At 73.4% G+C, this 25,819-nt stretch carries 24 protein-coding genes; 11 read left to right on the top strand and 13 right to left on the bottom strand.

Going from position 1 to position 25,819, the window contains the following annotated elements:
* The first annotated feature begins 117 nt into the window (after positions 1 to 117).
* Genes J2X26_RS01045 through J2X26_RS01060 form a run of 4 tightly spaced genes read left to right on the top strand, consistent with a single transcriptional unit; the run spans position 118 to position 8,015 of the window.
* The gene (locus J2X26_RS01045) at positions 118 to 3,414 is read left to right on the top strand and encodes an FtsX-like permease family protein (RefSeq protein ID WP_307489068.1); all 3,297 of its coding nucleotides are present in this window, start codon (positions 118 to 120) and stop codon (positions 3,412 to 3,414) included.
* On the top strand, positions 3,411 to 6,209 hold the full coding sequence (locus J2X26_RS01050; protein WP_307489069.1) for an FtsX-like permease family protein: 2,799 nt from the start codon (positions 3,411 to 3,413) through the stop codon (positions 6,207 to 6,209). Before J2X26_RS01045 ends, J2X26_RS01050 begins: the two co-directional genes overlap by 4 nt.
* 34 nt (positions 6,210 to 6,243) lie before the next feature.
* Complete coding sequence (locus J2X26_RS01055; RefSeq protein ID WP_439897817.1) at positions 6,244 to 7,296, top strand: ABC transporter ATP-binding protein; 1,053 nt, start codon at positions 6,244 to 6,246, stop codon at positions 7,294 to 7,296.
* Positions 7,293 to 8,015, top strand: coding sequence for an ABC transporter ATP-binding protein (locus J2X26_RS01060; protein WP_307489072.1), 723 nt, complete (start codon positions 7,293 to 7,295; stop codon positions 8,013 to 8,015). The genes J2X26_RS01055 and J2X26_RS01060 overlap by 4 nt, the downstream gene beginning before the upstream one ends.
* 6 nt (positions 8,016 to 8,021) lie before the next feature.
* Here J2X26_RS01060 and J2X26_RS01065 read toward each other — a convergent pair whose 3' ends face one another.
* The gene (locus tag J2X26_RS01065) at positions 8,022 to 8,648 is read right to left on the bottom strand and encodes a class I SAM-dependent methyltransferase (protein WP_307489074.1); all 627 of its coding nucleotides are present in this window, start codon (positions 8,646 to 8,648) and stop codon (positions 8,022 to 8,024) included.
* Between the two features lie 59 nt (positions 8,649 to 8,707).
* Between J2X26_RS01065 and J2X26_RS01070 the strand changes: the two genes are divergently transcribed.
* On the top strand, positions 8,708 to 9,178 hold the full coding sequence (locus tag J2X26_RS01070; protein ID WP_307489076.1) for a MarR family winged helix-turn-helix transcriptional regulator: 471 nt from the start codon (positions 8,708 to 8,710) through the stop codon (positions 9,176 to 9,178).
* 53 nt (positions 9,179 to 9,231) lie between these two features.
* Here J2X26_RS01070 and J2X26_RS01075 read toward each other — a convergent pair whose 3' ends face one another.
* A complete protein-coding gene (locus J2X26_RS01075) occupies positions 9,232 to 10,611 on the bottom strand; it encodes a PhoH family protein (RefSeq protein WP_307489078.1) in 1,380 nt (459 codons plus the stop codon).
* A 375-nt stretch (positions 10,612 to 10,986) separates the two neighbouring features.
* On the bottom strand, positions 10,987 to 11,748 hold the full coding sequence (locus tag J2X26_RS01080; protein ID WP_307489080.1) for an isoprenyl transferase: 762 nt from the start codon (positions 11,746 to 11,748) through the stop codon (positions 10,987 to 10,989).
* A gap of 262 nt (positions 11,749 to 12,010) precedes the next feature.
* Between J2X26_RS01080 and trhA the strand changes: the two genes are divergently transcribed.
* Positions 12,011 to 12,754 (top strand): PAQR family membrane homeostasis protein TrhA, encoded by a 744-nt coding sequence (gene trhA, locus J2X26_RS01085; protein ID WP_307489081.1) that lies wholly within the window; start codon positions 12,011 to 12,013, stop codon positions 12,752 to 12,754.
* Positions 12,755 to 12,770: 16 nt separating this feature from the next.
* On the opposite strand, the gene J2X26_RS01090 is transcribed toward trhA, so the two are convergent.
* Genes J2X26_RS01090 through mca form a run of 3 tightly spaced genes read right to left on the bottom strand, consistent with a single transcriptional unit; the run spans position 12,771 to position 14,856 of the window.
* Positions 12,771 to 13,604: a carbon-nitrogen hydrolase family protein gene (locus tag J2X26_RS01090; RefSeq protein WP_307489083.1), complete on the bottom strand. Its 834-nt coding sequence runs from the start codon at positions 13,602 to 13,604 to the stop codon at positions 12,771 to 12,773.
* On the bottom strand, positions 13,601 to 13,975 hold the full coding sequence (locus J2X26_RS01095; protein WP_307489084.1) for a hypothetical protein: 375 nt from the start codon (positions 13,973 to 13,975) through the stop codon (positions 13,601 to 13,603). The genes J2X26_RS01090 and J2X26_RS01095 overlap by 4 nt, the downstream gene beginning before the upstream one ends.
* A complete protein-coding gene (mca, locus tag J2X26_RS01100; protein ID WP_307489085.1) occupies positions 13,972 to 14,856 on the bottom strand; it encodes a mycothiol conjugate amidase Mca in 885 nt (294 codons plus the stop codon). The genes J2X26_RS01095 and mca overlap by 4 nt, the downstream gene beginning before the upstream one ends.
* A 134-nt stretch (positions 14,857 to 14,990) precedes the next feature.
* Here mca and J2X26_RS01105 point away from each other — a divergent pair, with 134 nt between their 5' ends.
* Positions 14,991 to 15,404: a DUF4307 domain-containing protein gene (locus J2X26_RS01105; protein ID WP_307489086.1), complete on the top strand. Its 414-nt coding sequence runs from the start codon at positions 14,991 to 14,993 to the stop codon at positions 15,402 to 15,404.
* A 276-nt stretch (positions 15,405 to 15,680) separates the two neighbouring features.
* Positions 15,681 to 16,166 (top strand): transcription elongation factor GreA, encoded by a 486-nt coding sequence (gene greA / locus J2X26_RS01110; protein ID WP_307489087.1) that lies wholly within the window; start codon positions 15,681 to 15,683, stop codon positions 16,164 to 16,166.
* 61 nt (positions 16,167 to 16,227) lie between these two features.
* Here greA and ilvA read toward each other — a convergent pair whose 3' ends face one another.
* Genes ilvA through J2X26_RS01125 form a run of 3 tightly spaced genes read right to left on the bottom strand, consistent with a single transcriptional unit; the run spans position 16,228 to position 19,951 of the window.
* Positions 16,228 to 17,421, bottom strand: a complete 1,194-nt coding sequence (gene ilvA / locus J2X26_RS01115) for a threonine ammonia-lyase (RefSeq protein ID WP_307489088.1) — start codon at positions 17,419 to 17,421, stop codon at positions 16,228 to 16,230.
* A complete protein-coding gene (locus J2X26_RS01120) occupies positions 17,418 to 18,722 on the bottom strand; it encodes an AI-2E family transporter (protein WP_307489090.1) in 1,305 nt (434 codons plus the stop codon). Before J2X26_RS01120 ends, ilvA begins: the two co-directional genes overlap by 4 nt.
* Positions 18,719 to 19,951: a cystathionine gamma-synthase gene (locus J2X26_RS01125; protein ID WP_307489091.1), complete on the bottom strand. Its 1,233-nt coding sequence runs from the start codon at positions 19,949 to 19,951 to the stop codon at positions 18,719 to 18,721. Before J2X26_RS01125 ends, J2X26_RS01120 begins: the two co-directional genes overlap by 4 nt.
* 204 nt (positions 19,952 to 20,155) lie before the next feature.
* On the opposite strand from J2X26_RS01125, the gene msrA reads away from it, so the two are divergent.
* Positions 20,156 to 20,824 (top strand): peptide-methionine (S)-S-oxide reductase MsrA, encoded by a 669-nt coding sequence (gene msrA / locus J2X26_RS01130; RefSeq protein ID WP_307489092.1) that lies wholly within the window; start codon positions 20,156 to 20,158, stop codon positions 20,822 to 20,824.
* Positions 20,825 to 21,121: 297 nt separating this feature from the next.
* Here the strand turns inward: msrA and J2X26_RS01135 are convergent, their stop codons facing one another.
* On the bottom strand, positions 21,122 to 21,409 hold the full coding sequence (locus J2X26_RS01135) for a SelT/SelW/SelH family protein (RefSeq protein ID WP_307489093.1): 288 nt from the start codon (positions 21,407 to 21,409) through the stop codon (positions 21,122 to 21,124).
* A 67-nt stretch (positions 21,410 to 21,476) separates the two neighbouring features.
* Here J2X26_RS01135 and J2X26_RS01140 point away from each other — a divergent pair, with 67 nt between their 5' ends.
* Positions 21,477 to 22,328, top strand: a complete 852-nt coding sequence (locus tag J2X26_RS01140) for a CPBP family intramembrane glutamic endopeptidase (RefSeq protein ID WP_307489094.1) — start codon at positions 21,477 to 21,479, stop codon at positions 22,326 to 22,328.
* Positions 22,329 to 22,337: 9 nt separating this feature from the next.
* The gene (locus J2X26_RS01145; protein WP_307489095.1) at positions 22,338 to 23,582 is read left to right on the top strand and encodes a D-arabinono-1,4-lactone oxidase; all 1,245 of its coding nucleotides are present in this window, start codon (positions 22,338 to 22,340) and stop codon (positions 23,580 to 23,582) included.
* Here the strand turns inward: J2X26_RS01145 and J2X26_RS01150 are convergent.
* From J2X26_RS01150 to J2X26_RS01160, 3 genes are read right to left on the bottom strand one after another with little or no spacing between them, the layout of a single operon-like run.
* Positions 23,579 to 24,493, bottom strand: a complete 915-nt coding sequence (locus J2X26_RS01150; RefSeq protein ID WP_307489097.1) for a transglutaminase-like domain-containing protein — start codon at positions 24,491 to 24,493, stop codon at positions 23,579 to 23,581. The genes J2X26_RS01145 and J2X26_RS01150 overlap by 4 nt on opposite strands.
* A gap of 33 nt (positions 24,494 to 24,526) precedes the next feature.
* On the bottom strand, positions 24,527 to 25,351 hold the full coding sequence (locus tag J2X26_RS01155) for a MerR family transcriptional regulator (protein WP_307489099.1): 825 nt from the start codon (positions 25,349 to 25,351) through the stop codon (positions 24,527 to 24,529).
* Between the two features lie 58 nt (positions 25,352 to 25,409).
* On the bottom strand, positions 25,410 to 25,817 hold the full coding sequence (locus J2X26_RS01160) for an FKBP-type peptidyl-prolyl cis-trans isomerase (RefSeq protein WP_307489101.1): 408 nt from the start codon (positions 25,815 to 25,817) through the stop codon (positions 25,410 to 25,412).
* Positions 25,818 to 25,819 lie beyond the last annotated feature (2 nt).

Below are 25,819 nucleotides of genomic sequence, written 5' to 3' on the forward strand. Positions count from 1 at the left end.
GTATCGGTTCGATCACAACTGCGGGATCGCTCCCACACCTTGGGCCTGCTCCTTTACGATCGCCGGACCGCGTGGTGACGTCCCTCTTTCGCTGCGCCCCCGGGACGAGGAGGTCGGATGGGCTGGAGCCTGCGCGTGCTGCGCCACCGCGCCGCCGCCCAACGCACTCTCCTGGCGACCGTCGTCGCCGTCGCCCTCATCGGCGCGTCCCTCCTGGGCACCTTCGCCCTGCTGCTGTTCACCAGCGAGAACCGCGCGCTGGACACCGCGCTCAACCGCGCCCCGATCACGGCCACGGACGTCGACGCGCTCCTCACCCTCGACAACGACGACCCCGAGGTCGCCGTCGCCTCCGGTCAGGCGTTCCTCGACGATCTGCTGGGCGAGGTCCCGTCGACGCGGACGCTGTGGCTGACGTCACCGATGTACCGGCTGCTGAGCCAGGGTCAGACGGTCAACGCTCCCCTGGCCTACCTCGCCGTCAACCCCGAGATCCCGCAGAACGCAACGCTGGTCGCGGGCGCGTGGCCCACGACGGGCACCGACGGCCAGGGTCGCGTGCAGGTGGTCGTGCCGAAGGTCGCTGCGGACGAGTACGGCTGGACCGTCGGCACCGAGCTGTCCGTGCAGAACCTGGACACGTACCGGCCCAGCGCCGTCGTCGTCGTCGGGATCCACGAGCTGTCGAAGCCGCGCAGCCTGTGGACCCGCGACCTGCTCAAGGGCGCGCAGCACGACCCCTCCTACCCCGTACCGGGCACCTTCGGGTTCGTCACCGCCCACGCCTGGGGCCCGTTCCTCGTGGCACCGGACGCGCTGAGCACCCCGGGCTCCGTCGCCACCGCCGCGCTCGTCGCGTCACCGCAGCTCGCCGCCAGCCCGCCCGGCGCCGTCGACGGCGTGCGCGCGAGGCTCGACGACGCGCAGGCCACGCTCGTCTCGACCACCGAGGGCGACGTGCTCACCGCCCAGTTCCAGTCCCGGATCGCCACGACGATCGACGTGGCGCAGAGCAACCTGGCCGTGACCCGGGTCAGCCTCGTCATCATCGGCCTCATGCTCGTCGTGCTCACGGTCACCGTCCTGCTGCTGGCCGCTCGCCTGCTGGCCGACCGCCGCGCGCCCGAGCAGACCCTGATGTCGTCGCGCGGTGCGTCGGGGCGCCAGCTGCTGCTCCTCGCGGCGCTGGAGGCGGCCGGGGTCGCCCTCGTCGCCACCCTCGTGTCGCCGTGGCTGGCCGGCCTGCTGTTCCAGGCGATCACGTCCCTCGGCCCCCTCGCGGAGGCGGGTCTGCACCACGACCCGGGCCGTCCGCCGACCCTGTGGATCACCTGCGCCGCCGCGTCGTTCGTGCTCGCCGGCGTGCTCCTCGGACCGCTCCTGCGACGGCGGGGCAGCGTCGTCGACGCCGAGCAGCAGCTGGTGCGGCAGGACCGCCGGGGCGGCCTTGCGCGCTCCGGGGCCGACCTCGCGCTCCTGGTGCTCGCAGGGCTCGCGGTGTGGCAGCTCCGCGCCTACCGGTCGCCCGTCGTCGACGCCGGTTCGGGACGGCTCGACCCGGTGCTGGTGGTGGCCCCCGCGCTCCTGCTGCTCGCCGGCGCCGTGCTGGCCCTGCGGCTGCTGCCCCTCGTCGCGCGCGCCGGGGAGCGGCTGGCAGCACGGAGCCGGTCGCTGATCTCCCCGCTCGCCGCGTGGGAGGTCGGTCGACGCCCGGGCCGGGCAGCCGGCGCGGTGCTCCTGCTCACCCTCGCCCTGGCCGTCGGATCCTTCTCGCAGTCGTTCCTCAGCACCTGGCGCACGTCCCAGGGCGACCAGGTGGACCTCGCCGTGGGGACCGACGTCCGCCTCGACCGCGTGGACGGCTCCGGCATCGCGCAGGCGAGCACCGTCGCCGGACTGGCGGGCGTCCAGGCCGCCAGCCCGGTCACGTTCCAGTCCGTCAGCCTGGGACACCCCTCCGACACCTCCGGCGAGAGCCGCGGCCGGTCGGTCGACCTGCTCGCCCTGGACACCACGCAGGCGGGCGCCCTGATGCGCGGCCGGATCTCCCCGTCGTGGAGCACCATCGCGGCACCGCTGCAGCCCGCCGAGCCCGCAACCGGGATCGCGCTGCCCGGAGCACCCACCCGCCTCCTCGTGGACGTCGACAGCTACCTGTCCCTGCCGGTCGACGGGGTCCTGCTGGTCAGCCTGGTCGTCGAGGACCCGCTCGGCACCCGGACACCCCTGGAGCTGGGGCCGATCCCGCTCGTCGGCACGACGGACGACGTCACCGCCGAGCTGCCGGTCGCCGCGGCCGGGCTGCAGCTGGTCGGCGTCTCCGCGCAGATCCTCGCCGACGAGCTCGACCCGAACGAGGGGCTGTCCCTCGGCCTGGCCGACGCGCGCCTGGACGTCAGCCTGCGGGACCTGCGCGCCGTCGAACGACCCGCAGGAGCCACGGCTGACACGATCACGCCCGTCGACGTCACCTCCACCGTCTGGAGCGTGCAGGGCATGGTGCAGGACAACGGCAGCCGCCCCCTGCTGGGGGTCAGGACCGAGGACGGGGCGCTGCGCGTCACCGGCGGGATCGACCCGTTCGAGGTCCTGTTCGGTCGCTCCGGGTTCGCCGCCGCCACGTTCCCGTCGCCCGGCCCCGTCCCGGTCGTGGTGACCGACACGCTCGCAGCAGCCTTCACCGTCGCCGTCGGCGACGAGCTCGACCTCGACCTCGGTAGCACCCGCGTGCCCGTCGTCGTCGACCGGGTGGTGGCCTACCTTCCCGGGTTGCCGACAGGTGCCGCCGTCCTGGCCGACCGCGACCTGCTGACGCGCGCGGCGCTGCTCGGCTCGTCGACGAGCCCGCTGCTCGACGAGTGGTGGCTCCAGGTCCCCGACGCGGGCGCGCCCGCACTGGTGGAGCAGGTGCGGCACGACGACCTCGGCGTGGCGGTCGACCGCGTGACCGCACGCGAGGTGGCCACCGACGGCCCGCTGCGCATCGGCGTGCAGGCCGCGCTGTGGATCGTGACGGTGGCCGCCGTGGCGCTCGCCGTCGCCGGGTTCGCCATGAGCGCGACCGTCGCCGTGCGCACCCGTCGGCTCGAGCTGGCCCGGCTGCAGGCGCTGGGTGCCCCCCGCTCCGGCCTGGTCCGCTCCGTCCTGGTCGAGCACGGGATCCTCGGTGTGCTGGGCCTGGTGGCGGGTCTGACCCTCGGCGCGGTGCTGGGACAGGTGGTCGCACCGCTGGTCACGGTGTCCGCCGAGGGCGGCCGGCCCGTCCCCGCCGTGATCGTGCAGTGGCCGTGGCCCACGCAGGCGGCCCTGGTCGTCGTGCTCGTGGTGCTGGTCGGCGGCGCCGTCGCCCTGACCACCAGCTCGTTGCTGCGCCGCGCGTCGGGCGAGCTCCTGCGGCTGGGAGACGAACGATGACCACGACGACCCTGCGCACCCGGGCCGTGACGGGCTGGCGCGCGACCACCGGCGACGCGGTCCTGGTCGCACGCCGGCGGAGCCTGCAGGACGCCGGGCTGCTGGCGCTGGCGGCCGTCGTGCTGGCGGTCACCGTGCTCATCGCGCTGGCCGTCCCCCGGATCGTGCTGCGGACCGCCGACGAGGGCGTCCAGGGTGCCGTCCGGGACGCCGGTCCGGCGGCGGACGTCCTGATCGTGCTGGGCAGCGCACCGGGCTTCGGGGCTGTCACCGCGACCGGGCAGCCCGAGCGCGTCGACAACGCCGCGACGCTGGTCGCGAACGCGGCGACGACCATGCGGTCGTCGCTGCCGGAGTCGGTGCAGGCCGTGACCGGACCGGTCGTGAGCGCGGTCCAGAGCTCGCCGCTCACGGCGCGACTGGCGGACGACCTCGTGTCCACCCGGCTCGTGCACCTCGGCGCGCCGACGACGACCGATCCGGTGGTGCGATGGGTGTCGGGGCTCGAGCCGCGCATGTCGCCCGAGCACGCAGTCGGGTCGTCGGACCCACGCCTCGTCGAGGTCGGGGTGTCGGCGTCCGCCGCGGACGAGCTCGGCCTCAGCGTCGGGCAGCGCCTGCCGCTCACCGGGCCGACCCGTGGCGACGTCGTGGCCGTCGTGACCGGCCTGTACGAGCCCGTCGACGGCACGTCGCCGGTGTGGTCGACCTACGCGGACCTCCTCGACCTGCAGCCACCGCCGGCCACGTCGGAGGTCGTGGGCCGCGCAGGACTCCTCACCTCCGACGCCTCCCTGCCCGACGCGATCCTCGCGATGCAGTCGGCGCGGTCGACCACCACGGCCTTCCGGTTCCCGGCGGCCCCAGACGAGGTGCGCGCCACCGACACCCGGGAGGTCGCGCGCGCCGTCTCGCAGATCATCGCGCTGCCCGGCCCGCTCACGGGCTCCGACGGGACCACCCCGTCGGTCGTCAGCGAGCTGGACACCGTGCTGCGCGCCGCCGACGCCCGCCTCCTCGCGGCGACGGCTCAGACGTCGGTCCTCCTCGTCGGCCTGGCTGCGGCGGGGGCCCTGACGCTGGTCCTCGCCGCGCGGCTGCTGGTGGTCCGGCGCGAGACGTTCCTGCTCGCCGAGCGTGCGCGCGGGGCGTCGATCGCGTCGGTCGCGCTGCGTGCGCTGGCGGAGAGCGTGCCGCTCGTCGCCCTCGCCACCGTCGTGGGCGCCGCGGGCGCGTGGCTCCTGGTGCCGGACGCTCGGGGCACCTGGGTGGTGGCCGCCGCGATCGTCCTCGTCGCCGCGACAGCCCCGGCGATCGCCGCCGCGGTCGTGGTGGCCGGGGCATGGACCGGTCGTCGGCTGCCCGCCAACCGCGCAGACCGCGAGCGGGTGCTCGGCCGGCGCCGCGTTCGCCGCCTCACCGCGGAGCTCGCGCTCGTCGCGATCGCCGTGGCCGCCCTGGTGTCGGCGCGGGGACGCGGGCTCGTGCAGACCGCGACGGGCGGCGTCGACCTCCTGCTCGCGGCGACGCCGGTGCTGCTGGCCTGCGCCGCGACCGTCCTGGTCGCCCGCGCGCTCCCGCCCACGCTGCGCGCCCTGTCCGGGATCGCCTCCCGCCGACGCGGCCTGGTGCCCGTGGTCGCGACCGCGCGGGCGGGCCGCACGTCCGGTACGCGCGTCCCCCTGCTGACCCTGACGATCTCCATCGCGCTCGTCGTCTTCTGCGGCACCACGGCCGTCACCGTCACCGCCGGGCAGAGCACCGCCGCGGACATCGTCGTCGGAGCCGAGGTCCGCGTCGACGGGACCCTCGACCCCGCCGTCGTCGCCGCCCTGCGCGACGCGCCCGGCGTGACCGGCGTGGCCGGCGCCACCTCACTCAGCGAGCGGACGTTCGGCCGGTCCAGCGGGGTCAAGGCGCAGGTCCTCCTCGTGGACTCCGCCGACCTCGCGCAGATCCTCGCCGCCCACGGCCGCCCGGTGGACGCCGGCCTGGCCGGGCTCGGGTCGGCGGCCGGAGACGGGGTCCCCGCGCTGATCTCGCCGTCGCTGCAGAGCACGGCGGCGCTCATCGCACCCGCGCTCATGGGCGCCCAGGCGTTCGTCGACCTCCGCGTCGTCGGCAGCGCCGACCATCCACCGGTCCTGCCGATGACCTCCTCGACCCTGTCGGACGCCGAGGGTGTCGTGGTCGTCGACCGCGAGGCGTTCGCGGCAGGCTCGGGCGACGAGGTGCTCGCGACCACGACCTGGGTCGACGGACCAGGGGCCGCGGCGGCCGTCCGCGACGCGGGACTCGCCGACACCGCCGGCATCACCGTCACCGAGCGCGACGAGTGGCTGAGCACCTGGCAGGCGTCGCCCCTGAACGCGGGCCTGCTGGCGCTGCTCGTCGCCACGGGCCTGATCCTCGCGGGCTACGCCGTGCTCGGGCTGGTGCTCACCGTCGTGGCCACCAGTCGCGAGCGGGGGCGCACGCTGTCGGCGCTGCGGACGCTCGGCCTGGACGCGCGGACCGCGCGCGCGATGACGTTCGGCGAGCTCGCGCCGCTGGCCCTCGCCGCGGTGCTGGCGGGGACGGCGATCGGCATCGCGGTGCCGTGGGTGCTCACCGGCGCGCTGGGTCTCGACCTGCTCACCGGCGACCCCGCGGCGACGTCGCTGCAGGTCACGTGGGTCCCGATCGTCGGGGCGACGGTCGTCGTGCTCGGTGCTCTCGCGGTCGCGGTGGGCGTCGAGTCGGCGGTCCGCCGGCGCGACAGACTCGGCGAGGTGCTGCGGGTGGGCGAGCGATGAGCACGACGACACGAAGGAGTTCCACGTGAACGCGATGCAGACCGTCGACGAGCCCACGCTCGACACGCTCGAGGCGCGCGCCCGGCAGCGCACCGGCGCGTTCGGTGAGCACGCGCTCATCGTGTGCGACTCCCTGGTGCGCATCTACCAGTCCGAGGGCGTCGAGGTGCAGGCGCTGCAGGGCCTGGACCTGCTGGTCGAGGACGGTGAGCTCGTCGCGATCGTCGGCGCCTCCGGCTCGGGCAAGTCGACGCTGCTCTCGGTGCTCTCCGGTCTCGACGTGCCCACCGCCGGCAAGGTGCGGGTCGGGCCGTGGGACCTCATGGCGATGTCGAGCGCGCAGCGGGTGGCGTACCGGCGCTCGATGGTCGGGTTCGTCTGGCAGCAGACCGCGCGCAACGTCGTGCCGTACCTGAACGCCACGGAGAACGTGGCCTTCCCGCTGGCCCTGGCCGGGGTGCGCCGCAAGGAGCGCGACCGCCGGGCCGCCGAGCTGCTCGAGGTGCTGGGCGTCGGCTACTGCGCCGACCGCCGCCCCGGGCAGATGTCCGGCGGCGAGCAGCAGCGCGTCGCCATCGCGGTCGCCCTCGCCAACTCCCCCCAGGTCCTCTTCGCCGACGAGCCCACGGGTGAGCTCGACTCGGCCACGTCGCACGACGTCCTCGAGGGACTGCGGACCGTCAACCGCGAGCTGGGCACCACCGTCGTCGTCGTGACGCACGACCCCGGCGTGAGCGAGCACGTGCAGCGGACCGTCGCCATCCGCGACGGGCGGACCAGCTCGGAGGTCGTCCGGCGCACGCACACCCGCGACGACGGCACCGAGCACGTGGTCGCCGAGGAGCTGGCGGTGCTCGACCGGGCGGGCCGGGTGCAGCTGCCGCGCGAGTACCGGGAGGCCCTGAACCTGGTGGGCCGGGTGCGCCTCGCGCTGGAGGAGTCGCACGTCTCGCTGTGGCCGGACCGGCCGGTGCCGACGAGAGACCCCGACCGACCTACCGGCCGGCACTCCGCGACGCCCACGGGGGCGGTCCCCGTGGTACCGCCGCCGGCAGCCGCCCGACCCGACCAGGAGGCCGACCGGTGACCACCACCACGACCACCCCCGCACCTGCTGCCTCGGCGAGCACCGAGCCCGTCGTCCGCGTCGAGCACGTCAGCCGCACCTACGGCACCGGCGCGGCCGCGGTGCACGCGCTCCAGGACATCTCCTTCACCATCGCGCCGGGCGAGCTGGTCGCTCTCGTCGGTCGCTCGGGGTCGGGCAAGACGACGCTGCTCAACGTCATCGGTGGCCTCGACCGGCCGGACGGCGGTCGCGTGGTCGTCGACGGTCGCGAGGTCTCGTCCCTCGACGAGCGCGGCCTGGTCGAGCTGCGCCGGGACGTCGTCTCGTTCGTGTTCCAGACGTTCGGCCTGGTGCCGGTCCTCTCCGCCGCGGAGAACGTCGGCGTGCCGCTTCGCCTGCGGAAGCTGCCCACCAAGGACCGCGAGGCGCGGGTGCAGCTGCTGCTCGACCTCGTCGGCCTCGGCCCGCACGCCCTGCAGCGCCCGGGTGAGCTCTCCGGCGGCCAGCAGCAGCGCGTCGCCATCGCGCGCTCCCTGGCCAACTCCCCCCGCCTCCTGGTGGCCGACGAGCCGACGGGGCAGCTGGACACCGAGACCGGCACGGCCGTGATGGCCCTGATCCGCGCGGTCGTCGAGGCCGAGGGGATGACGGCCATCGTGTCCACGCACGACCCGCTGATGGTGTCGCTGGCCGACCGCGTGATCCACATCGCCGACGGGAAGCTCGTCGACGGCTGACCCGCGTCAGACGGGGCGCAGCACCAGGCGGCCGATCGGGTTGAACCACGACGTCCGGGCGAGCCGCCGTTCGCGGACGACGGACGTACCGGCGCCGAGCGCCGCGGCAACCGACTCCTCCTGCGGGAGCGCCCACCGGACGTCGTAGACCCACGCCTGCCCGCCGGGTCGCAGCACCCGTCGGACCTCGCGCAGGCCGGCGTCCACGTCGGCCCAGTGGTGCTGGCTGAGCGTGGACACGACGACGTCGAAGGTGGCGTCGGGCCAGGGCAGCGCCGCGACGTCGGCGACCGTGTAGGTCACGCCCGGGGTCGCGGTCTGCTGCGCCCACGCGATCATCTCGGGCGCGACGTCGATCCCGTCGACCGCCAGCCCGGGAGCGGACCCGACGATGAGGCGCGGCATCGTCCCGGGGCCGGTGCCGACGTCGAGCACCCGTGCTCCGTCGGGGAGCCGCAGAGTCGTGACGTCGCGGGCCACCCGCCGGTAGAGCCGCGCGGCCAGGCGACCCGAGAGCCGCTCGTACCGCCCCGGGTCGTTCATCGGCCCCATCCCGTGGCCGTGCGGGGTCAGCCGGCGGTGCAGGCGCCCGCGCGAGTGCTGGTGACCGTGGTGGTGGTCGGTGTCGGTCATGGAGCTTCTCCCCTACAGTTGTGCTTTACAACTCTTCCGACGAACAGTAGGCGAAACAGTTGCAGAGCACAACCTTCCCCGAGGACGACCTGCGCCGGTTCATCCAGCAGATCGCCCGTTCGAGCGGGTTCCTCGAGTCCGTCCAGCGGTCGCACGAGCACGCCGGGGTCCGGCTGTCGGTCTCGGAGACGTTCGCGCTCGGCGAGCTGGCGGAGGCGGGCGCCCTCTCGCAGCAGGAGCTGGCCGCCCGGCTCGGCCTCGAGAAGAGCACCGTGAGCCGGCTCGCCGCGGGCATGGAGGAGCGGGGGTGGCTCAGCCGCGAGCGTGACGCCGACGACCGGCGCCTCTACCGGCTGCAGCTCACCGCCGTCGGGCGCGACGTCGCCGAGCGCGTGGGCGCCGAGCTCAGCGAGCACCACAGCCGGCTGCTGGCCCGGCTGAGCCACGAGGAGCGGCACGCGCTCGGCGTCGGGCTCGGCGCACTCGTCCGGGAGCTCGACGCCACCCACCAGGAGCACGGGCACCACTGAGGCAGCAGGACGCCCGGGCCCTCACGCGAGGTGCCCGGGCGTCCGGCCGTCGATCAGACCTCGATGCTCTCCAGCAGCTCGGTCACCAGCGCGGCGACGGGCGAGCGCTCCGAGCGCGTGAGCGTGATGTGCGCGAACAGCGGGTGGCCCTTGAGCGCCTCGATCACGGCGGCGACCCCGTCGTGCCGGCCGACCCGCAGGTTGTCGCGCTGGGCCACGTCGTGCGTGAGGACCACACGCGAGCTCTGCCCGATGCGCGACAGCACGGTCAGCAGGACGTTGCGCTCGAGGGACTGGGCCTCGTCGACGATGACGAACGCGTCGTGCAGCGAGCGTCCGCGGATGTGGGTGAGCGGCAGGACCTCGAGGATGTCGCGGTCCATGATCTCCTCGACGACCTCCTTGGACACCAGCGCCCCGAGGGTGTCGAAGACGGCTTGCGCCCAGGGGTTCATCTTCTCGTCGGCGCTGCCGGGCAGGTAGCCGAGGTCCTGGCCGCCGACCGCGTACAGGGGTCGGAACACCATGACCTTGCGGTGCTGACGACGCTCCAGCACGGCCTCCAGCCCGGCGCACAGCGCGAGCGCCGACTTGCCGGTCCCGGCACGCCCGCCGAGCGAGACGATGCCGATCTCCTCGTCGAGCAGCAGGTCGATCGCGATCCGCTGCTCGGCGCTGCGTCCGTGCAGGCCGAACACGTCCTGGTCGCCGCGGACCAGCTGCACGTGCTTGTCCGCGGTCACCCGGCCCAGCGCCGAGCCGCGCGGGCTGTGCAGCACCACGCCGGTGTGGCAGATGAGGTCGTTCGGGTTCGGGGTACCCGTGCCGAAGCCGGCGGGCACGTCGGCGAGCGGGATCGTCTCGTGCTCCCACAGGGTCGACATCTGCTGCTCGGACAGGTCCAGGGCATCCATCCCGGTCCAGCCCGAGTCGACGGCCAGCTCGGCGCGGTATTCCTCGGCGGTCAGCCCCACGGCCGACGCCTTGACGCGCATGGGCAGGTCCTTGGAGACGACGACCACGTCACGCCCCTCGGCCGCGAGGTTGGCTGCCACGGCGAGGATCCGGGTGTCGTTGTCGCCGAGCCGGAAGCCGTCCGGCAGCGCGCTGGGATCGGTGTGGTTCAGCTCCACCCGGAGGGTGCCGCCGTCGCTCCCCAGGGGGATGGGGATGTCGAGGCGGCCGTGCTCGATGCGCAGGTCGTCCAGCATCCGCAGCGCGGACCGGGCGAAGTAGCCGAGCTCGGCGTGGTGCCGCTTGGCCTCGAGCTCCGTGATGACGACCACGGGGAGGACCACGTCGTGCTCCGCGAACCGCAGGATCGCCCGCGGGTCTGAGAGGAGCACGGAGGTGTCGAGCACGTGGGTCTTGCGTGACTGGTCGAGCCCATCGGTCGTCGTGGACTGGGGGTCGTGCTGCGCCTTGCTGACCACGGCAGGCTCCCTCCGGCGCTACGTGCGCCGAGACGGGCACCGGACACCGGCGTCCTGCCAGAGCAGGACCACGCACCGACGTACGGCGACGGGACGGGGGCGGTCGGCCCCTCCAGGAACAGAGGGCCGGATCCGGCCCTCCTCCCGGAGCGGATGCTCCATGGGCTGGCCTCCCGGGGACGGCGGTCGCTGTCCTCTACGGCGGAACATAAGCCCGGCACAGGGCCCCTCCGGGGAGGCACGCGAAGGTGTTTACACGGTGTTCACGTGGGCATTTCGGGCTCCAGGCGCCCTCGTGGGGCAGAGCCGCAGGTCGGAGCAGCTGAGGACCCCGGAACGACCTGGACGGCCGTCCGCAGAATTAACCCGAACGACTCACCGTCCGCCGCGTCGCTCCCGCGCCGCGTAGGCGCGGACCGCGCGCAGGAAGTCGACCCGCCGGAAGTCGGGCCAGTACGCCTCGCAGAAGTAGAACTCGGAGTGCGCGCTCTGCCAGAGCAGGAACCCGCCGAGCCGCTGCTCCCCCGAGGTGCGGATCACGAGCTCGGGGTCCGGCTGACCCTTCGTGTACAGGTGCTCGGCGATGTGCTCGACGTCGAACGCCTCCGCGAGCTCGTCCAGGCTCGACCCGGCGTCGGCGTGCTCGCGCAGGAACGACTTCACGGCATCGGCGATCTCCTTGCGCCCGCCGTAGCCGACCGCGACGTTCACGTGCAGGCCGACGACGCCGGCCGTGGCGTCCTGCGCGGCGACGAGCGCCTTCGCGGTCTGGTCGGGGAGCAGCTCGAGCGCCCCGACGGCCTGGATCCGCCAGCGGCCCGTGGCCGCGAGCGCGGCGACGGCGTCCTCGATGATCTGCAGCAGCAGCTCGAGCTCGTCGGCGCCGCGGCCGAGGTTGTCCGTGGACAGCATCCACAGGGTGACGACCTCGACCCCGATGTCCTCGCTCCACTCGAGCAGGTCGGCGATCTTGTCCGCGCCCGCCTGGTGCCCGTGCCGGGTGGACTCCCCCACGCTGCGCGCCCACCGGCGGTTGCCGTCGAGGATGACACCGACGTGGCGCGGCAGTCCGTCCTTCGGGAGCGACGCCGCCAGCCGGCGTTCGTACAGCCCGTAGAGCGGGTGGGGCAGGCGCACGCGCACTCCTTGGTCCAGGCGACGGGAACCCGCTCACCGTACTCGCCGGGGGCACCCGGCGGACCCGGTCTCCCCGACCGCGGGACGTCAGCACACGGGACCTTCACAGGTCTCGCCGAGACCCGGTCGCGAGGTAGTTTCGGAGGTGTCACCGAGGGCGTCCGTCGACCGCGTCACATCGCCCGCGACACGGTCGACACCCTACCTACGGTGTCGTAACCTACGGTGTCGTAGGTTTCCGCTGACGAATCGAGTCCGGTCCATGAGCTCCTCCCCCGCGCCCGCCCCAGAACAGCCGGGCGCACAGGCCGCAGCCTCCTCGGAGGCGGTCGAGCAGGAGCACGACGGGCTGGTCGACCGGGTCGCCGAGTCCGTCAAGCCGCACCTGCGGGGCTGGATCCACGCGGGCGTCACCCCGTTCGTCCTCGTCGCGTCGATCGTCCTGGTCGTCCTCTCACCGACGCCGCTCGCCAAGTGGTCCACCGCCGTCTTCGGCGTCACCGCCGTGATGCTCTTCGGCACCAGCGCGGTCTACCACCGGGGCCACTGGTCGCCCAAGGTCGCCGCGGTGCTGCGCCGGCTCGACCACACCAACATCTTCCTCATCATCGCCGGCACCTACACGCCGCTGTCGGTGCTGCTGCTCCCCGCCGACACCGCGCGCACGCTGCTGATCGTCGTCTGGTCCGGGGCCCTGGTCGGGCTGCTCGCGCGCGTGTTCTGGCTCGGCGCGCCCCGCTGGTTCTACGTCCCCGTGTACGTGGCGCTCGGCTGGGTGGCCGTCTGGTTCTTCCCGGAGTTCTACCGGTCGGGCGGCCTGGCGATCGTGCTGCTCATCGCCGGAGGCGGCCTCGCGTACACGCTCGGCGCCGTGGTGTACGGCACCAAGTGGCCCAACCCGAGCCCGCGCTGGTTCGGGTTCCACGAGATCTTCCACGTGCTGACGGTGGTCGGGTACGGCTGCCACTACATCGCCGTGTCGATGGCGTCGTACGGGTCGGCCTGACGGCCCGACAGCCCGCTCAGGCGACCGGGACCACCGTGTACCGCCGGTTGCCCAGCGACGGGTTCTGCTCCCGCACGCGCAGCAGCGCCGCACCGTCCACGTCGACGGTCCGCACCTGCGGCTGCTCGTCCATCTCCAGACCGACGATGCCGTCGGGCGCCACCACCAGCGAGCGCCCGGTGACACCCCTGCCGGCCTGCCCGACGGCGACCACCGCGGCAGTGTTCTCGATCGCCCGCGCGATCGCGAGCGTCCGCCAGTGCATCGCCTTGAGCTCCCCGGCCGCCCAGGCGGCGGGGACGACGAGCACCTGGGCGCCCGCGTCGACCAGCCGGCGCGCCGACTCCGGGAACCGCAGGTCGTAGCAGGTCAGCACCCCGAAGGTCAGGCCGCCGACCTCGACGACGAGCGGCGGCGCATCGGTCGGACCCGGCACCAGCCGGTCCGACTCCCGGTGGCCGAACGCGTCGTACAGGTGCACCTTGCGGTACACGCCGACCAGCTCGCCGGTCCCGTCGACGGCCACGACCGCGTTCACCGCGCGGGAGTCGTCACCGTCCGCGGGCAGCGTCGTCCCGGCAAGCACCGCCACCCCGGTGGCCTTCGCGCGCGTGCGCAGCATGGTCACGAAGGGGCCGTCGAGCGGCTCCGCGTGCTCCGCGCCGACGCCGCGGGGGTCGAACCCCGACGCGTACTCCGGCAGCACCAGCAGGTCGGCGCTGGCACGGGACGCCGTCTGGAACGCGTCCTCGACCACCTCGCGGTTGGCGGTGTGGTCGTCGCTGACCTGCAGCTGCGCGACGGTCACGCGCACGGAGGGCCGCTGCGGCGGCGCCGGGGTGGCGCTCATCGGGACGCGCCCGGGTCCTGGGGCTCGTCGTCGGGAAGCACGTCCCGGGGTGCGACCTCGACGTCCGCGTCGACCTCGAGGTCCGGGCCTCCCGGGCCGGCGTCGACGAACCCCAGGTCCGCGTGCGGGCGGGCCGTGCGGTCGTCGACCTCGTCGTCAGAAGCGTCGTCGTCGAGCCCGAGCGCCTTGGCGCGGCGGTCGACGATGCGCAGCTGCTTGGTCAGCGAGAGGAACAGGAAGACCACGGCGATCGCGAGCGCGAACGTGAACACGAACCCGAGGAACCCCGGCGAGCCCAGCGGCGTGCCGTCGATCGTGACGTCCGACGGCGACGGGCTGGGCGCCGGCACGGCGAGGAGCAGGGAGATCATGCGGTCTCGCCCCCACGCAGCCCTGCGAAGAGGTCGTCCTCCGGCAGCGTGACGGGGACGCGCGAGGTCGCGAGCTCGTACTCCTCGGTGGGCCACTGGGCGACCTCGAGCTCGCGCGGCACCGCGAAGAAGAACCCGTCCGGGTCGATCTGGGTGGCGTGGGCACGCAGGGCGTCGTCGCGCTGCGGGAAGAACGCGGAGCACTCGATGTGCGTGGTCACCTCCCGCTCCGGGACCTCGCGGGCCTGGCGGGAGTCGAGCCAGTCGCCGAACGGGGACTCGCGGCCGGAGGCGACGATCGCGTCGTGCACCGCCCGCATCCGGGCCAGCGAGAACCCGTGGTTGTAGTAGAGCTTCGACGGCGTCCACGGCTCGGCGAGCCCGGGGTAGCGCGCCGGGTCGCCGGCTGCCTCGAACGCCTCCGCCGACACGCGGTGGCACATGATGTGGTCCGGGTGCGGGTAGCCGCCCGACGGGTCGTACGTGGTGATCACGTGGGGCCGGAACTCGCGGACCAGCTCCACCAGGGGGGCCGACGCCTCCTCGAGCGGGACGAGCGCGAAGCACCCCTCCGGCAACGGCGGCAGCGGGTCGCCCTCGGGCAGCCCGGAGTCGACGAAGCCCAGCCAGCGGTGCTGGACCCCGAGCGCGGCGGCCGCGGCAGCCATCTCGTGCTTGCGGTACTCCCGCATGCCGTCCAGACCGCCCTCGACCGCGGGGTGCTGCGGGTTGAGCACGTCGCCGCGCTCACCGCCCGTGCACGACACGACGAGGACCTCGACGCCCTCGGCGGCGTACTTCGCCGTGGTCGCGGCGCCCTTGCTCGACTCGTCGTCGGGGTGGGCGTGCACCGCCATCAGGCGCAGCCGCTCTCCGGTCACCTCGGGCCTCCCGTCGGTCGCCCGCCGGGACCGCGGAGTCGCGGTCCGCTCGGCACGGGCGGGTGGTTGGACGAGAGACAATGATCGCTCACGCGGCAGCCACGTCGCGCCATCCCACGAGCACGAGGAGCTTCGTGACCGAGTCGCCCGCCACCCGACCGCCTGCTGGTCGGTACGGTCCCGAGCCGACCGCACGGTCCGCCCGGCGCGGGCGCGTCGGGATCGTGGTGGCCGCCGTCGTCGGGCTCGCCGTCGTCGTCTGGATCGGCCTCTCCATGGCGGGCGAGCCGGTGTCGTACAAGGACGTCGGCTTCCACGTCGACGGGTCCCGCTCGGTCGACGTGACCTTCGAGGTGACCAAGCCCAAGGAGTCGACGGTGACCTGTACGGTCACGGCGCTCTCGGAGTCCTACGCCGAGGTCGGGGTCCGCACGGTCGAGGTGGGCCCGGCGGAAGCGGCTACCCGGCGCGTCACCGTCCCCGTGCAGACCACCGAGCTCGCGGTGACCGGGATCGTGGACTCCTGCGAGCTGGTCGAGGGGTCCTGACCGGTCTGGGACGTGCACGGCCGTTCTGCAGGCCGCTGAGCGGGTGATCTCGGGGTTCCGTCGGCCCCGCCTTGCTATCCTGTTCGTTTCAACGCCGCCCCGGTCCGGCGCCACCACGGGTCCATTCGACCGAGAGGGAACGGCGGAGCACCCCTCAGTACCCGCTATCCGGACGCGTCCGCAGGATGCGTCCGGCCGATCGGACTGCCGAGCGCTGGCCCCCCGGCCCGCGCGGACGTCGGCCCGTCCGGCACACACGTCAGGAAAGGAGCGATCGTGACCGATACGACTGCGGCCACATGGTTGACCCAGGAGGCCTACGACCGCCTCACGGCCGAGCTCGCACACCTCGAAGGTGAGGGCAGCGCGGAGGTCATCGAACGCATCGCCGCTGCGCGCGACGAAGGCGACCTCAAGGAGAACGGCGGCTACCACGCCGCTCGCGAGGAGCAGGCCAAGCAGGCCGCCCGCATCCGCGAGCTGAAGGAGAAGCTGCGCAACGTCCAGATCGGGACGCCCCCGGACAACGGGATCGTCGAGCCCGGCATGGTCGTGACGGCCCTCGTGGCCGGCGACGAGATGGTCTTCCTGCTCGGCTCGCGCGAGATCGCCGGGACCTCCGACATCGAGGTCTTCTCGCCGACGTCGCCGCTGGGTGCCGCCATCAACGGCACCAAGATCGGCGACTCGACCTCGTACACCGCGCCGAACGGGCGTGAGATCCAGGTCGAGATCACCGACGCGAAGCCCTTCGCGGGCTGACACCAGCCGCACGACGAGGCGCCACCCCTTCCGGGGGTGGCGCCTCGTCGCCGTTTCCGGCTCAGAGCCGGTAGCCCGCCGCCCGCAGCTGTTCCACGACGTACTCGCAGTGGTCCGGCCCCTTGGTCTCGACCTGCACCACGATCGCGACCTCGTCGAGCTGCAGGTCGCCGACGGTGCGCGCGTGCGAGACGTGCATGACGTTCCCGCCGGTGTCCGCCAGGGCGCGCAGCAGGTCGGCGAGCGCGCCGGGGGTGTCGTCGATCCGGACCTGCAGCTGCAGGAACCGCCCGGCCGACGCGAGCCCGTGCCGGACCACCCGCATGAGCACGAGCGGGTCGATGTTGCCGCCGGACAGGATCACCACGACCGGCCCCTCGAGCGGCCCGAGACCCGCCATGACCGCGGCCACGGCGGCCGCCCCGGACGGTTCGACCAGCATCTTGGCGCGCTCCGCGACCAGCAGCAGCGCGCGGGACAGGTCCTCCTCGGAGACGGTCACCACCTCGATGTGCCGACCGGCCAGGATCCCGAACGGCACCGTGCCGGGCAGCCCGACCGCGATGCCGTCGGCCATGGTCCGCAGCTCGGGAGCCGGGATCGGGTGACCGGCCGCGAGCGACGCGGGGTAGGACGCCGCGCGGGCGGCCTGCACGCCGATCACGCGCACGTCGGGCCGCAGCTCGGCGAGCGCCGCGACGACCCCCGCGGCCAGGCCGCCGCCGCCGATCGGCACCACGACCGTCGCGACGTCGGGGACCTGCTCGACGATCTCGAGCGCGATGGTGCCCTGGCCGGCGACGACGTCCTCGTGGTCGAACGGGTGGATGAGCACGGCGCCGGTGCGGTCCGCGTACTCGCGGGCGTGGACGAGGGCCTCGTCGACGCTGGCGCCGACCAGCTCCACCCGGGCGCCGTAGTCCCGGGTGGCGGCGATCTTCGGCAGGGCGGCGTCGGCGGGCATGAACACGACCGCGGTCAGGCCGAGGATCCGGGCCGCGAGCGCGACCCCCTGCGCGTGGTTGCCGGCGCTCGCCGCGACGACACCCCGCGCCTGCTCCTCGGCCGAGAGACGGGCCATGCGCACGTAGGCGCCGCGCAGCTTGAACGAGCCGGCGCGCTGCAGGTTCTCGCACTTGAGCCACACCTCGGCCCCGCACACCTGCGACAGTGCCCGGCTGAGCTGCACCGGGGTACGGTCGGCGACTCCCTCGAGCATCGCCGCCGCCGCACGGATGTCGGCGAGGCCGGTCATCGCGGGCTCGTCGGGGACGCGTCGTCCGGGCCACCCGGCTCGCCGGCGTCCTCCGCCACCGTGTCGACGGTGGCGGGCGGCTCGTCCGCGTCGAGACGCTCCGCGGTCTCCGCCTCCGTCGCCACCCGCTCGGACGTCGCCTCCGCCACCTGCGCGATGGCGCGGTCGAGCACGGGATGCCCGCGCCCGCGCACGGGGATGTGGTCGTCGGTGCCCAGCTGCGGGAACTTGTCGTGCCCGTGCAGGTAGAGCAGGACGGTGTTGAGGGTGGCGGCGATCGGCACCGCGAACAGCGCACCGACGATCCCCGCCACGAACGAGCCCGCCGCGACCGACAGCAGCACCGCGACGGGGTGCAGCGACACCGCGTGGCCCATGAGGAATGGCTGGAGCACGTGTCCCTCGAGCTGCTGCACGACGATCACGACGACGAGCATCCAGAGGGCCGTCGCCGGCCCGTTGGACACGAGCGCGACCAGGATCGCGATCGACCCGGTGACGACCGCGCCCACGATCGGGATGAACGAGCCGAGGAAGACCAGCACCGCCAGAGGCAGCGCGAGGGGAACCTGGAGGATCGCCGCGCCGAGGCCGATGCCGACCGCGTCGACGCCCGCGACGAGGATCTGCGTGCGCGTGTACGCGCCGAGGGTGACCAGCCCGCGCCGACCGGCCTGGTGCACGTGCTCGCGGGACCCGCGGGGCAGCAACCCGACGATCCACGCCCAGATGGTCCGGCCGTCGAGCAGGAAGAAGAACGTGCAGAACAGCGCGATCAGCGATCCCGCGGCGACGTGCGCGACGGTCGTCGTGGCGTGCAGCGCCCCGGTGACGAGCTCGGAGCTGCCGCCGCTGAGCGAGCCCTGGATCCGCTCCATCCAGCCGGAGATGTCGGTGGTCGTGAGCTGCAGGGGACCTTCCGCGAGCCACGTGGTCAGCTTGTCGATGCCCTGCGCGGCCTGGTCCCACAGCTCGCCGAAGCCCTTGACGATCGAGCGCCCCGCCAGCGTGAGCAGCCCGGCGACGAGGAGGACGAGCCCGGCGAGCGCGATCCCCACGGCCGCCACGCGGGGCAGCCCGCGCCGGACCAGCCAGCCGACGGGCGGTGCGAGCAGCACGGTGATCAGGAGCGCCACCGCGATCGGCACGACGACGACCTTGAGCTCGCTGAGGAGCCAGAGGAGCACCGCGAGGGCGGCACCGATGAGCAGCAGCCGCCACGACCACGCGGCGGCGTTGCGTACCGACGGGGGGACCGAGGTGCCGTCAGCGTTCGGGGTGCGTGGCTCGGCGGCGCTCACGCGTCGCGTCCAGCGGCCAGCGCGCCGTCGAGGTCGGCGATCAGGTCCGCGACGTCCTCGATGCCCACGGAGAGCCGCACGAGGTCGTCCGGGACCTCCAGCTCGGTGCCCGCCACGGACCCGTGGGTCATCTGGTGGGGGTGCTCGATCAACGACTCGACGCCACCGAGCGACTCTGCCAGCGTGAACACGTGCGTCGCCGCGCAGACCGCGAGCGCGGACGCCTCGCTGCCGGTCCGGAACGAGATCATCCCGCCGAACCCGGTCATCTGGCGTGCGGCCACCTCGTGCCCGGGGTGGCTGTCCAGGCCCGGGTAGATCACCGACGTCACCGCGTCGTGCGCCACGAGGAAGTCGGCGACGGCGCGGGCGTTGCTCTGGTGCCGGTCCATCCGCACCGCGAGGGTCTTGAGCCCGCGCAGGGTCAGCCACGCGTCGAAGGGACCCGCGACCGCACCCGACGCGTTCTGGTGGAACCGCACCGCGTCGGCGAGGTTCGTCGTCCCCGTCGGCGCCTCCAGGCCGACGGGCAACTGGGCACCGTCCGCGACGACGAGCGCGCCGCCGACGACGTCCGAGTGCCCGCCGATGTACTTCGTCGTCGAGTGCACGACGACGTCCGCACCCAGCGCGAGCGGCTGCTGCAGGTAGGGCGTCGCGAACGTGTTGTCGACGACGAGCAGCGCACCGGCCGCCCGGGCGTGCGCGGCGAGGACCGCGATGTCCGCGATGCCGAGCAGCGGGTTGGTCGGGGTCTCGACCCAGACCACCTTCGTGCGCCCCGGCTGGATCGCGGCGACCACCGCGTCGGCGTCGGACAGGTCGACCGGCGTGTGCTCGATGCCCCACGGGCCGAACACGCGCGCGATCAGGCGGTACGTGCCGCCGTACGCGTCGTTCGGGACGACGACGTGGTCGCCCGGCCGCAGGGTCGCCCGCAGCAGGGTGTCCTCCGCGGCGAGGCCCGACGCGAACGCGAAGCCCGCGGCCCCGCCTTCCGCGGCGGCGAGCGCCGACTCCAGCGCGGTCCGCGTCGGGTTGGCCGAGCGCGAGTACTCGTACCCGCCGCGCAGCCCTCCGACGCCGTCCTGCTTGTAGGTCGAGGTCGCGTAGATGGGCGGGACGACCGCCCCGGTCGTGGGGTCCGGGTCCTGACCCGCATGGATGGCGCGGGTCGAGAAGCCTGCGGAGGCCCAGTCGTCGTCGTGGGGGTGCGCGTGGTTCGTCACGCGTCCCAGGCTAGGCGCTCGGCGAGGAAGCGCCGCGGTGGGCAACGCCGGGTGCGCTCTTGGTCATGGCGGGGTGCGCTATTGGTCTGGTATCGGTTCGGTCAAGACTTCCTCATCTCGGCGGGAACACAGACAGGGTGCGTACCGTTGCAGATCCCGGGAGGACCCAGGTGACCAACCGGGCTCCCGGAGAGGATCAAGACCATGAACTGGCTGTTCGGATCCGCCCTGAAGACCACGATGGTGGCCCCGGAGCGCGCCCTCGCCGGCCGCGATCGGTACGCGTACACCGTCCCGACCACCCACACCGTCCTCGGCACGCCGCTGCAGGGCCCCTGGCCCGAGGGCACCGAGGTCCTCTACGTGGGGATGGGCTGTTTCTGGGGTGCGGAGCGCACCTTCTGGAAGATCCCCGGCGTCGTCACGACCGCCGTCGGCTACCAGGGTGGGTTCACGCCCTTCCCGAGCTACGAGGAGACGTGCACCGGCATGACCGGGCACACGGAGATCGTGATGATCGCGTACGACCCCACCGTCGTCTCCGCCGGCGACCTGCTGCGCACCTTCTGGGAGTCGCACGACCCGACGCAGGGGTACCGGCAGGGCAACGACGTCGGCACCACGTACCGCTCGGCGATCTACACCACCACTCCCGAGCAGGAGCTCGCCGCACGCACCACCCGTGACGAGTTCCAGCCACGCCTGACGCAGTCCGGCTTCGGGGAGATCACCACCGAGATCCGGTCCGCCGACGACGCCGGGACGTTCTACTACGCCGAGGGCTACCACCAGCAGTACCTCGACAAGAACCCGGCCGGCTACTGCGGCCTGGGCGGAACGGGCGTCTCCTGCCCCCGCCCGACCGGCGCCTGACCCGTCACGTCCCGCCCGCCGCCGCTCGGTAGCGGGCGGGACGTCCCCCACAGATGTACGGGCGGGTGACCGAGGAGCCCCCGCTGTCGGTCACCCGCCCGTCATGGGGCCGGCCGGAGTCCCCCGTGTTTCCCGGCCAGCCACCCTCGGTGTCGTCTCTGGTGGACCGACCGGGTCGCTCTCCCTGCCGGTCCGCCGCGAACTTATCGACGCCGGACGGACAGCGTCCACGGTCGTCCACCTGGCGCTGGACCCCGGTCCACCTGCACGAACGTCCATCTCACGCAGACGCCGAGGTCATTCCTCCGCCACCCGGTCGGTGTGCCCCAGCGGCTTGTCCGGCGCCACGAGGTCCCGCACGATCCGCTTCAGCTCGGGCAGGTCGGGGAACCCGCCCCGTTCCGACCGGTCCCACACCAGGACGTCGTCGACCTGTACCCGGAACACCCCGCCGGTCGCGGGCCGTAGCGCGACCTCTCCGAGCTCGCGGTGGAAGGTGGTCAGCAGCTCCTGCTGGTACCAGGCGGCCCGCAGGAGCCAGCGGCACTGCGTGCAGTAGGTGATCGCGACGCGCGGGAGGTCCATGGGGCAAGTCTCGCCCAGCGGCCGACGAGCAGTCAGACTGCTGGTTCGACACCCCGGAGGCCCACCCGTGACAGACGCGCTCAGCACGAGCACCGCCCCGGTCGCCGACCGGGCACGAGGGCACGACGCCCTCCGCATCCTCGCCGCGGCGTTGGTGTGCGGGGCTGCGGTCCTGCTGTTCGCGGTCCACGTCCGCCCGCTCGGTTATGTGCCGCTGGTCATCGGCGTCGCCCTCGGGCTCGTCGTCGACAAGCGCCTCGGCAGGGACCTCGCCCTCATCGCCCTGGGCCAGGTGATCATCAGCACCATCTCCCTGAAGGCGGACCTGTCCAACGTGGGCATGCTCCGGTTCACGGTCGCGCTGGGTCTGGCGGTGATCGTGCCGACGCTGATCTCGAGCCGGGTCTTCCACGACGACAAGATCCACTTCCCGGTGCGCACGGGCCGGCGCTGGGACCGGTGGCAGGCGCTGTACCTGGTCGCGGTGGCGTTCGCGGCGTACCTGATCCTGCCGGCGTACTTCCTCGGGTCGGGGGTGTGGCAGAACTGGCCGGACCTCGACGGCACGGGCGACGTCGCGCGGCTGTTCGTCGGGGTCAACGCCGTCGGCATCTGGGACGAGCTGTTCTTCATCTGCGTGGTGCTGGCGCTGCTGCGGCCGCACTTCCCGTTCTGGCTGGCCAACCTGCTGCAGGCGACGGTGTTCGTGTCGTTCCTGTGGGAGCTCGGCTACCGCGAGTGGGGACCGCTGCTGACCATCCCGTTCGCGCTGATCCAGGGATGGATCTTCCGCAAGACCACGTCGCTCACCTACGTCGTGGCGGTGCACCTGCTGTTCGACCTGTTCGTGTTCATGGTGCTGGTGCACGCGCACGACCCGAGCATGTTCGACATCTTCCTCACCGCACCCGGGCCGTAGGTTGGTCCGGTGACGCTGACGAACTGGGCCGGCAACTACGTCTACCGCGCGGGGGTCGTGCACCACCCGAGCTCCGTCGAGGAGCTGCAGGAGCTTGTCGCGGGCTCCCCGAGGATCCGTGCGCTGGGCACCCGGCACTGCTTCAACGACCTGGCCGACGATCCCGCCGCGCTGGTGGCCCTGGACGCCCTGGAGGCGGTCCCGGAGATCGACGAGGACGCGCGGACCGTCACCGTCACGGGCGGCACCCGCTACGGGACGCTCGCGCAGCACCTGCACCCCGCCGGCTGGGCGGTCCACAACCTGGCATCCCTGCCGCACATCTCGGTGGCCGGCGCGGTCGCCACCGCCACGCACGGCTCGGGCGATGCGAGCAAGAACCTGGCGTCCGCCGTCGCGGCCCTGGAGATCGTCGGTCCCGACGGCACGCTGCGGACGGTCCGCCGCGGCGACGAGGACTTCGCCGGGTCCGTCGTCGCGCTCGGTGCGCTCGGTGTGGTCACCCGCGTGACCCTCGACATCGAGCCCACGTACGACGTCGCGCAGGAGGTTCACGTCGACCTGCCGTGGACGGAGGCGCTGGCGCACCTGGACGAGATCACCAGCAGCGCCGACTCCGTGAGCCTCTTCACCGACTGGACGGGCGACACCATCGCGCAGGTCTGGCGCAAGACCCGCGTCACGCCGGGCTACGCGCTGCGCACCGACCTGTTCGGCACGACCCCCGCCGACGGCCCCCGCCACCCGCTGCCCGGCATCGACCCCGTGAACTGCACCGCGCAGCTGGGCGAGCCCGGCCCGTGGCACGACCGCCTGCCGCACTTCCGGATGGACTTCACGCCGAGCAACGGCGACGAGCTGCAGTCGGAGTTCCTGGTGCCGCGCGCCCACGCGGTCGCCGCGCTCGAGGCGGTCCGGTCACTGAGCGGCCTGGTCTCCCCGTTGCTGCAGGTCACCGAGGTCCGCACGATGGCCGGCGACGACCTCTGGCTGTCCGGCGCGCAGGGCGGTCCCCGCGTCGGCCTGCACTTCACGTGGCTCCCGCGGCAGCCCGAGGTCGAGGCCGTGCTGCCGACGATCGAGGCCGCGCTGGCCCCGTTCGACGCGCGACCGCACTGGGGCAAGCTCTTCGCCGACTCCGACCGCGACCTCGCCCGCCTCTACCCGCACTGGGACGACTTCCGCGCCCTGGTCGCGCGGACCGACCCGGACGGCGTCTTCCGCAACGACTTCCTGGAGCGGCACGTCCTCTAGGACCGCCAGCGGTTGACCTTCGCGACGAGGTCCGCGTCGCCGACGCGTCCGGTCGGCGACAGCGTCACGACTCCCCCGCCGGGGTGCAGCCGCGGGTCGCTCGCGTACCGCTCCTCCAGCGACGCCTCGGCATCGGACGAGCCGGAGTCCGCGGCGACGAGCAGCTCCGCGACCTCGTCGGCCAGCCGGTCCAGCTCGTCGCCCGGCGTCGGCGTCCCGGGGAGCGTGTCGCCCCAGACGTCCCACAGGAGCAGCTCGTCGCGCTGGCGGTGCGCAAGCTCGGTGACGACATAGCCCCGGACGAACTCCGGCCCGCAGAGCTCGGGCATCGACGGGTCGACTCCGTACGTCGACACGTCGAGACCATCGCGACGGTGGGCCAGCCACACCTCCGCCGCCGTCTCGAAGGGCGCGCCGAGCCCGGTGGCCATGTCGTGCGAGTCGAAGCCGAACCAGTTCTCGGCCATGTTCAGCTCGGCGTCGAACCGCACCCAGCGCGACCCGTCCCAGCGCTCGGCGACCACGTGGTCGTGGTGGAAGCCCGGCCGGAAGTAGCCCGCGAAGCCCACGCGGCTGCGCGCCGGGATGCCGTGCTCACGCAGGACCCCGATCGCGACCAGCGTGTGGTCGCGGCAGCAGCCGGCGATCTGCTGGGCGGGCGGTCGGGCGGAGTCGAGCGGCCCGGCCGCGCGCTCCTGGGCCTCGCCGAGGATGTCGGACAGCCAGCGCAGGTCGATGTCGGCGTCCTGGCCCGGCGCGAGCTGCTCGGCGCCGGCCCGGTAGTGGACGACCGTGCTGCACGCGGCCTGGTGCAGAGCCGCGGGGTCCGGGTCGACGGCCGCCAGCAGCGCGGCGTGCCGGCCGGGGTCGGTGAACGGGCTGTGGCTGGCGTACGCGTCGAGATCGGGCATGACCTCAGCGTGGCGTCTGCCCCTGGGGCAGGGTCAAGCGACCGGCTGCGCGACGTGCGCGACGACGCCCTCGTCGGACCACGGGACCGGGTAGATCTCCCGCGGCGGACCGGCGGGCCGGCGACCACCGGCGCTGAACCAGGTCTCCAGGGCGACGTACGCACCGATGATCTGCGGGTACCGGCAGTCGGCCGCGGTGACCGGCACGTAGGCGAGCGTGTGCGCCGGCTCCTGCCGCAGGACGACCGAGCCGGCCGGGGCGACCGCGCCCTCGTACGGGATGCAGGTCTCGATCGGGCCGTCCCCGTCGTGGCCCACCGCGCCGTGGAACAGCACCCAGAACTCGGTCCCGTACGACGCACCGCCCGTGTCGAGGAACGTGCGGATCTCCAGCGCGTCCGACGCGAACGTCGCGACGAGGTCCTCCTGGGTGACGTGGCGGCGGACCGTCGCGACGGTCCGCGCCTCGACCGGCTGGACGACGACGTCGTCGACCCCGAAGTGCCCGGGGTGCCCCACGCTTCCCGGTGTGCCCAGGGAGCCCAGCACCAGGTCCACCTCGGGGCCGCGGTCCGCCAGGTCGCGCCGGCGCTCCTGCCACCAGGACCGGATCGCGGCCGCCTGACCAGGGGGCTCGGCCAGCACGTCGGCGATCGTGCCGAGCGGCATCTCCAGGCGCCGCAGCAGCGAGATCGTGCGTGCCCGGGACAGCTGCTCCGGGTCGTAGTACCGGTACCCGCTGGCGGGATCGACCCGCACCGGCTCCAGGAGCCCGCGGGCGTCGTAGAGGCGGAGCGCCTTGAGCGACAGGCCGGACCGGCGCGCGAACTCGCCGATGGTCACCTCGTTGCCCGCCACGGGCCGAGGATAGCGACGGGCCCCTCCACCGGAGCAGAGGGGCCCGTCGCAGGAGAGATCAGTTGCTGGTGCCGACGATGTCGACCACGAAGACCAGCGTGTCGCCACCCTTGATGCCGGCCTGCGGCACGCCGCGGTCGCCGTAGCCCAGGTGCGACGGGATCGAGACGAGCACGCGCGACCCGACCTGCTGGCCGACGAGCGACTCGTCCCACCCGGCGATGACGGCGCCGACGCCGATCGGGAAGCTGGTCGTGGCGCCGCGGTCGTAGGAGTTGTCGAAGATGCCGCCCTGCCACGACTGGCCCAGGTAGTGCACCTCGAGCTCGTCGCCGGCCTCGACGAGGGCGCCGTCGCCGCGGGACAGGACCAGGACCTCGAGCTCACCGGACGCACTGGCGTCGGGGAAGGTCAGCGTCGGCTTCTGGCCGAAAGAACCCGAGACCTCGGGCAGCGCTGCGGACATGA

Origin of the sequence: Cellulomonas humilata, assembly GCF_030814415.1 — a bacterium.
In the GTDB taxonomy this organism is placed as follows: domain Bacteria; phylum Actinomycetota; class Actinomycetes; order Actinomycetales; family Cellulomonadaceae; genus Cellulomonas; species Cellulomonas humilata_A.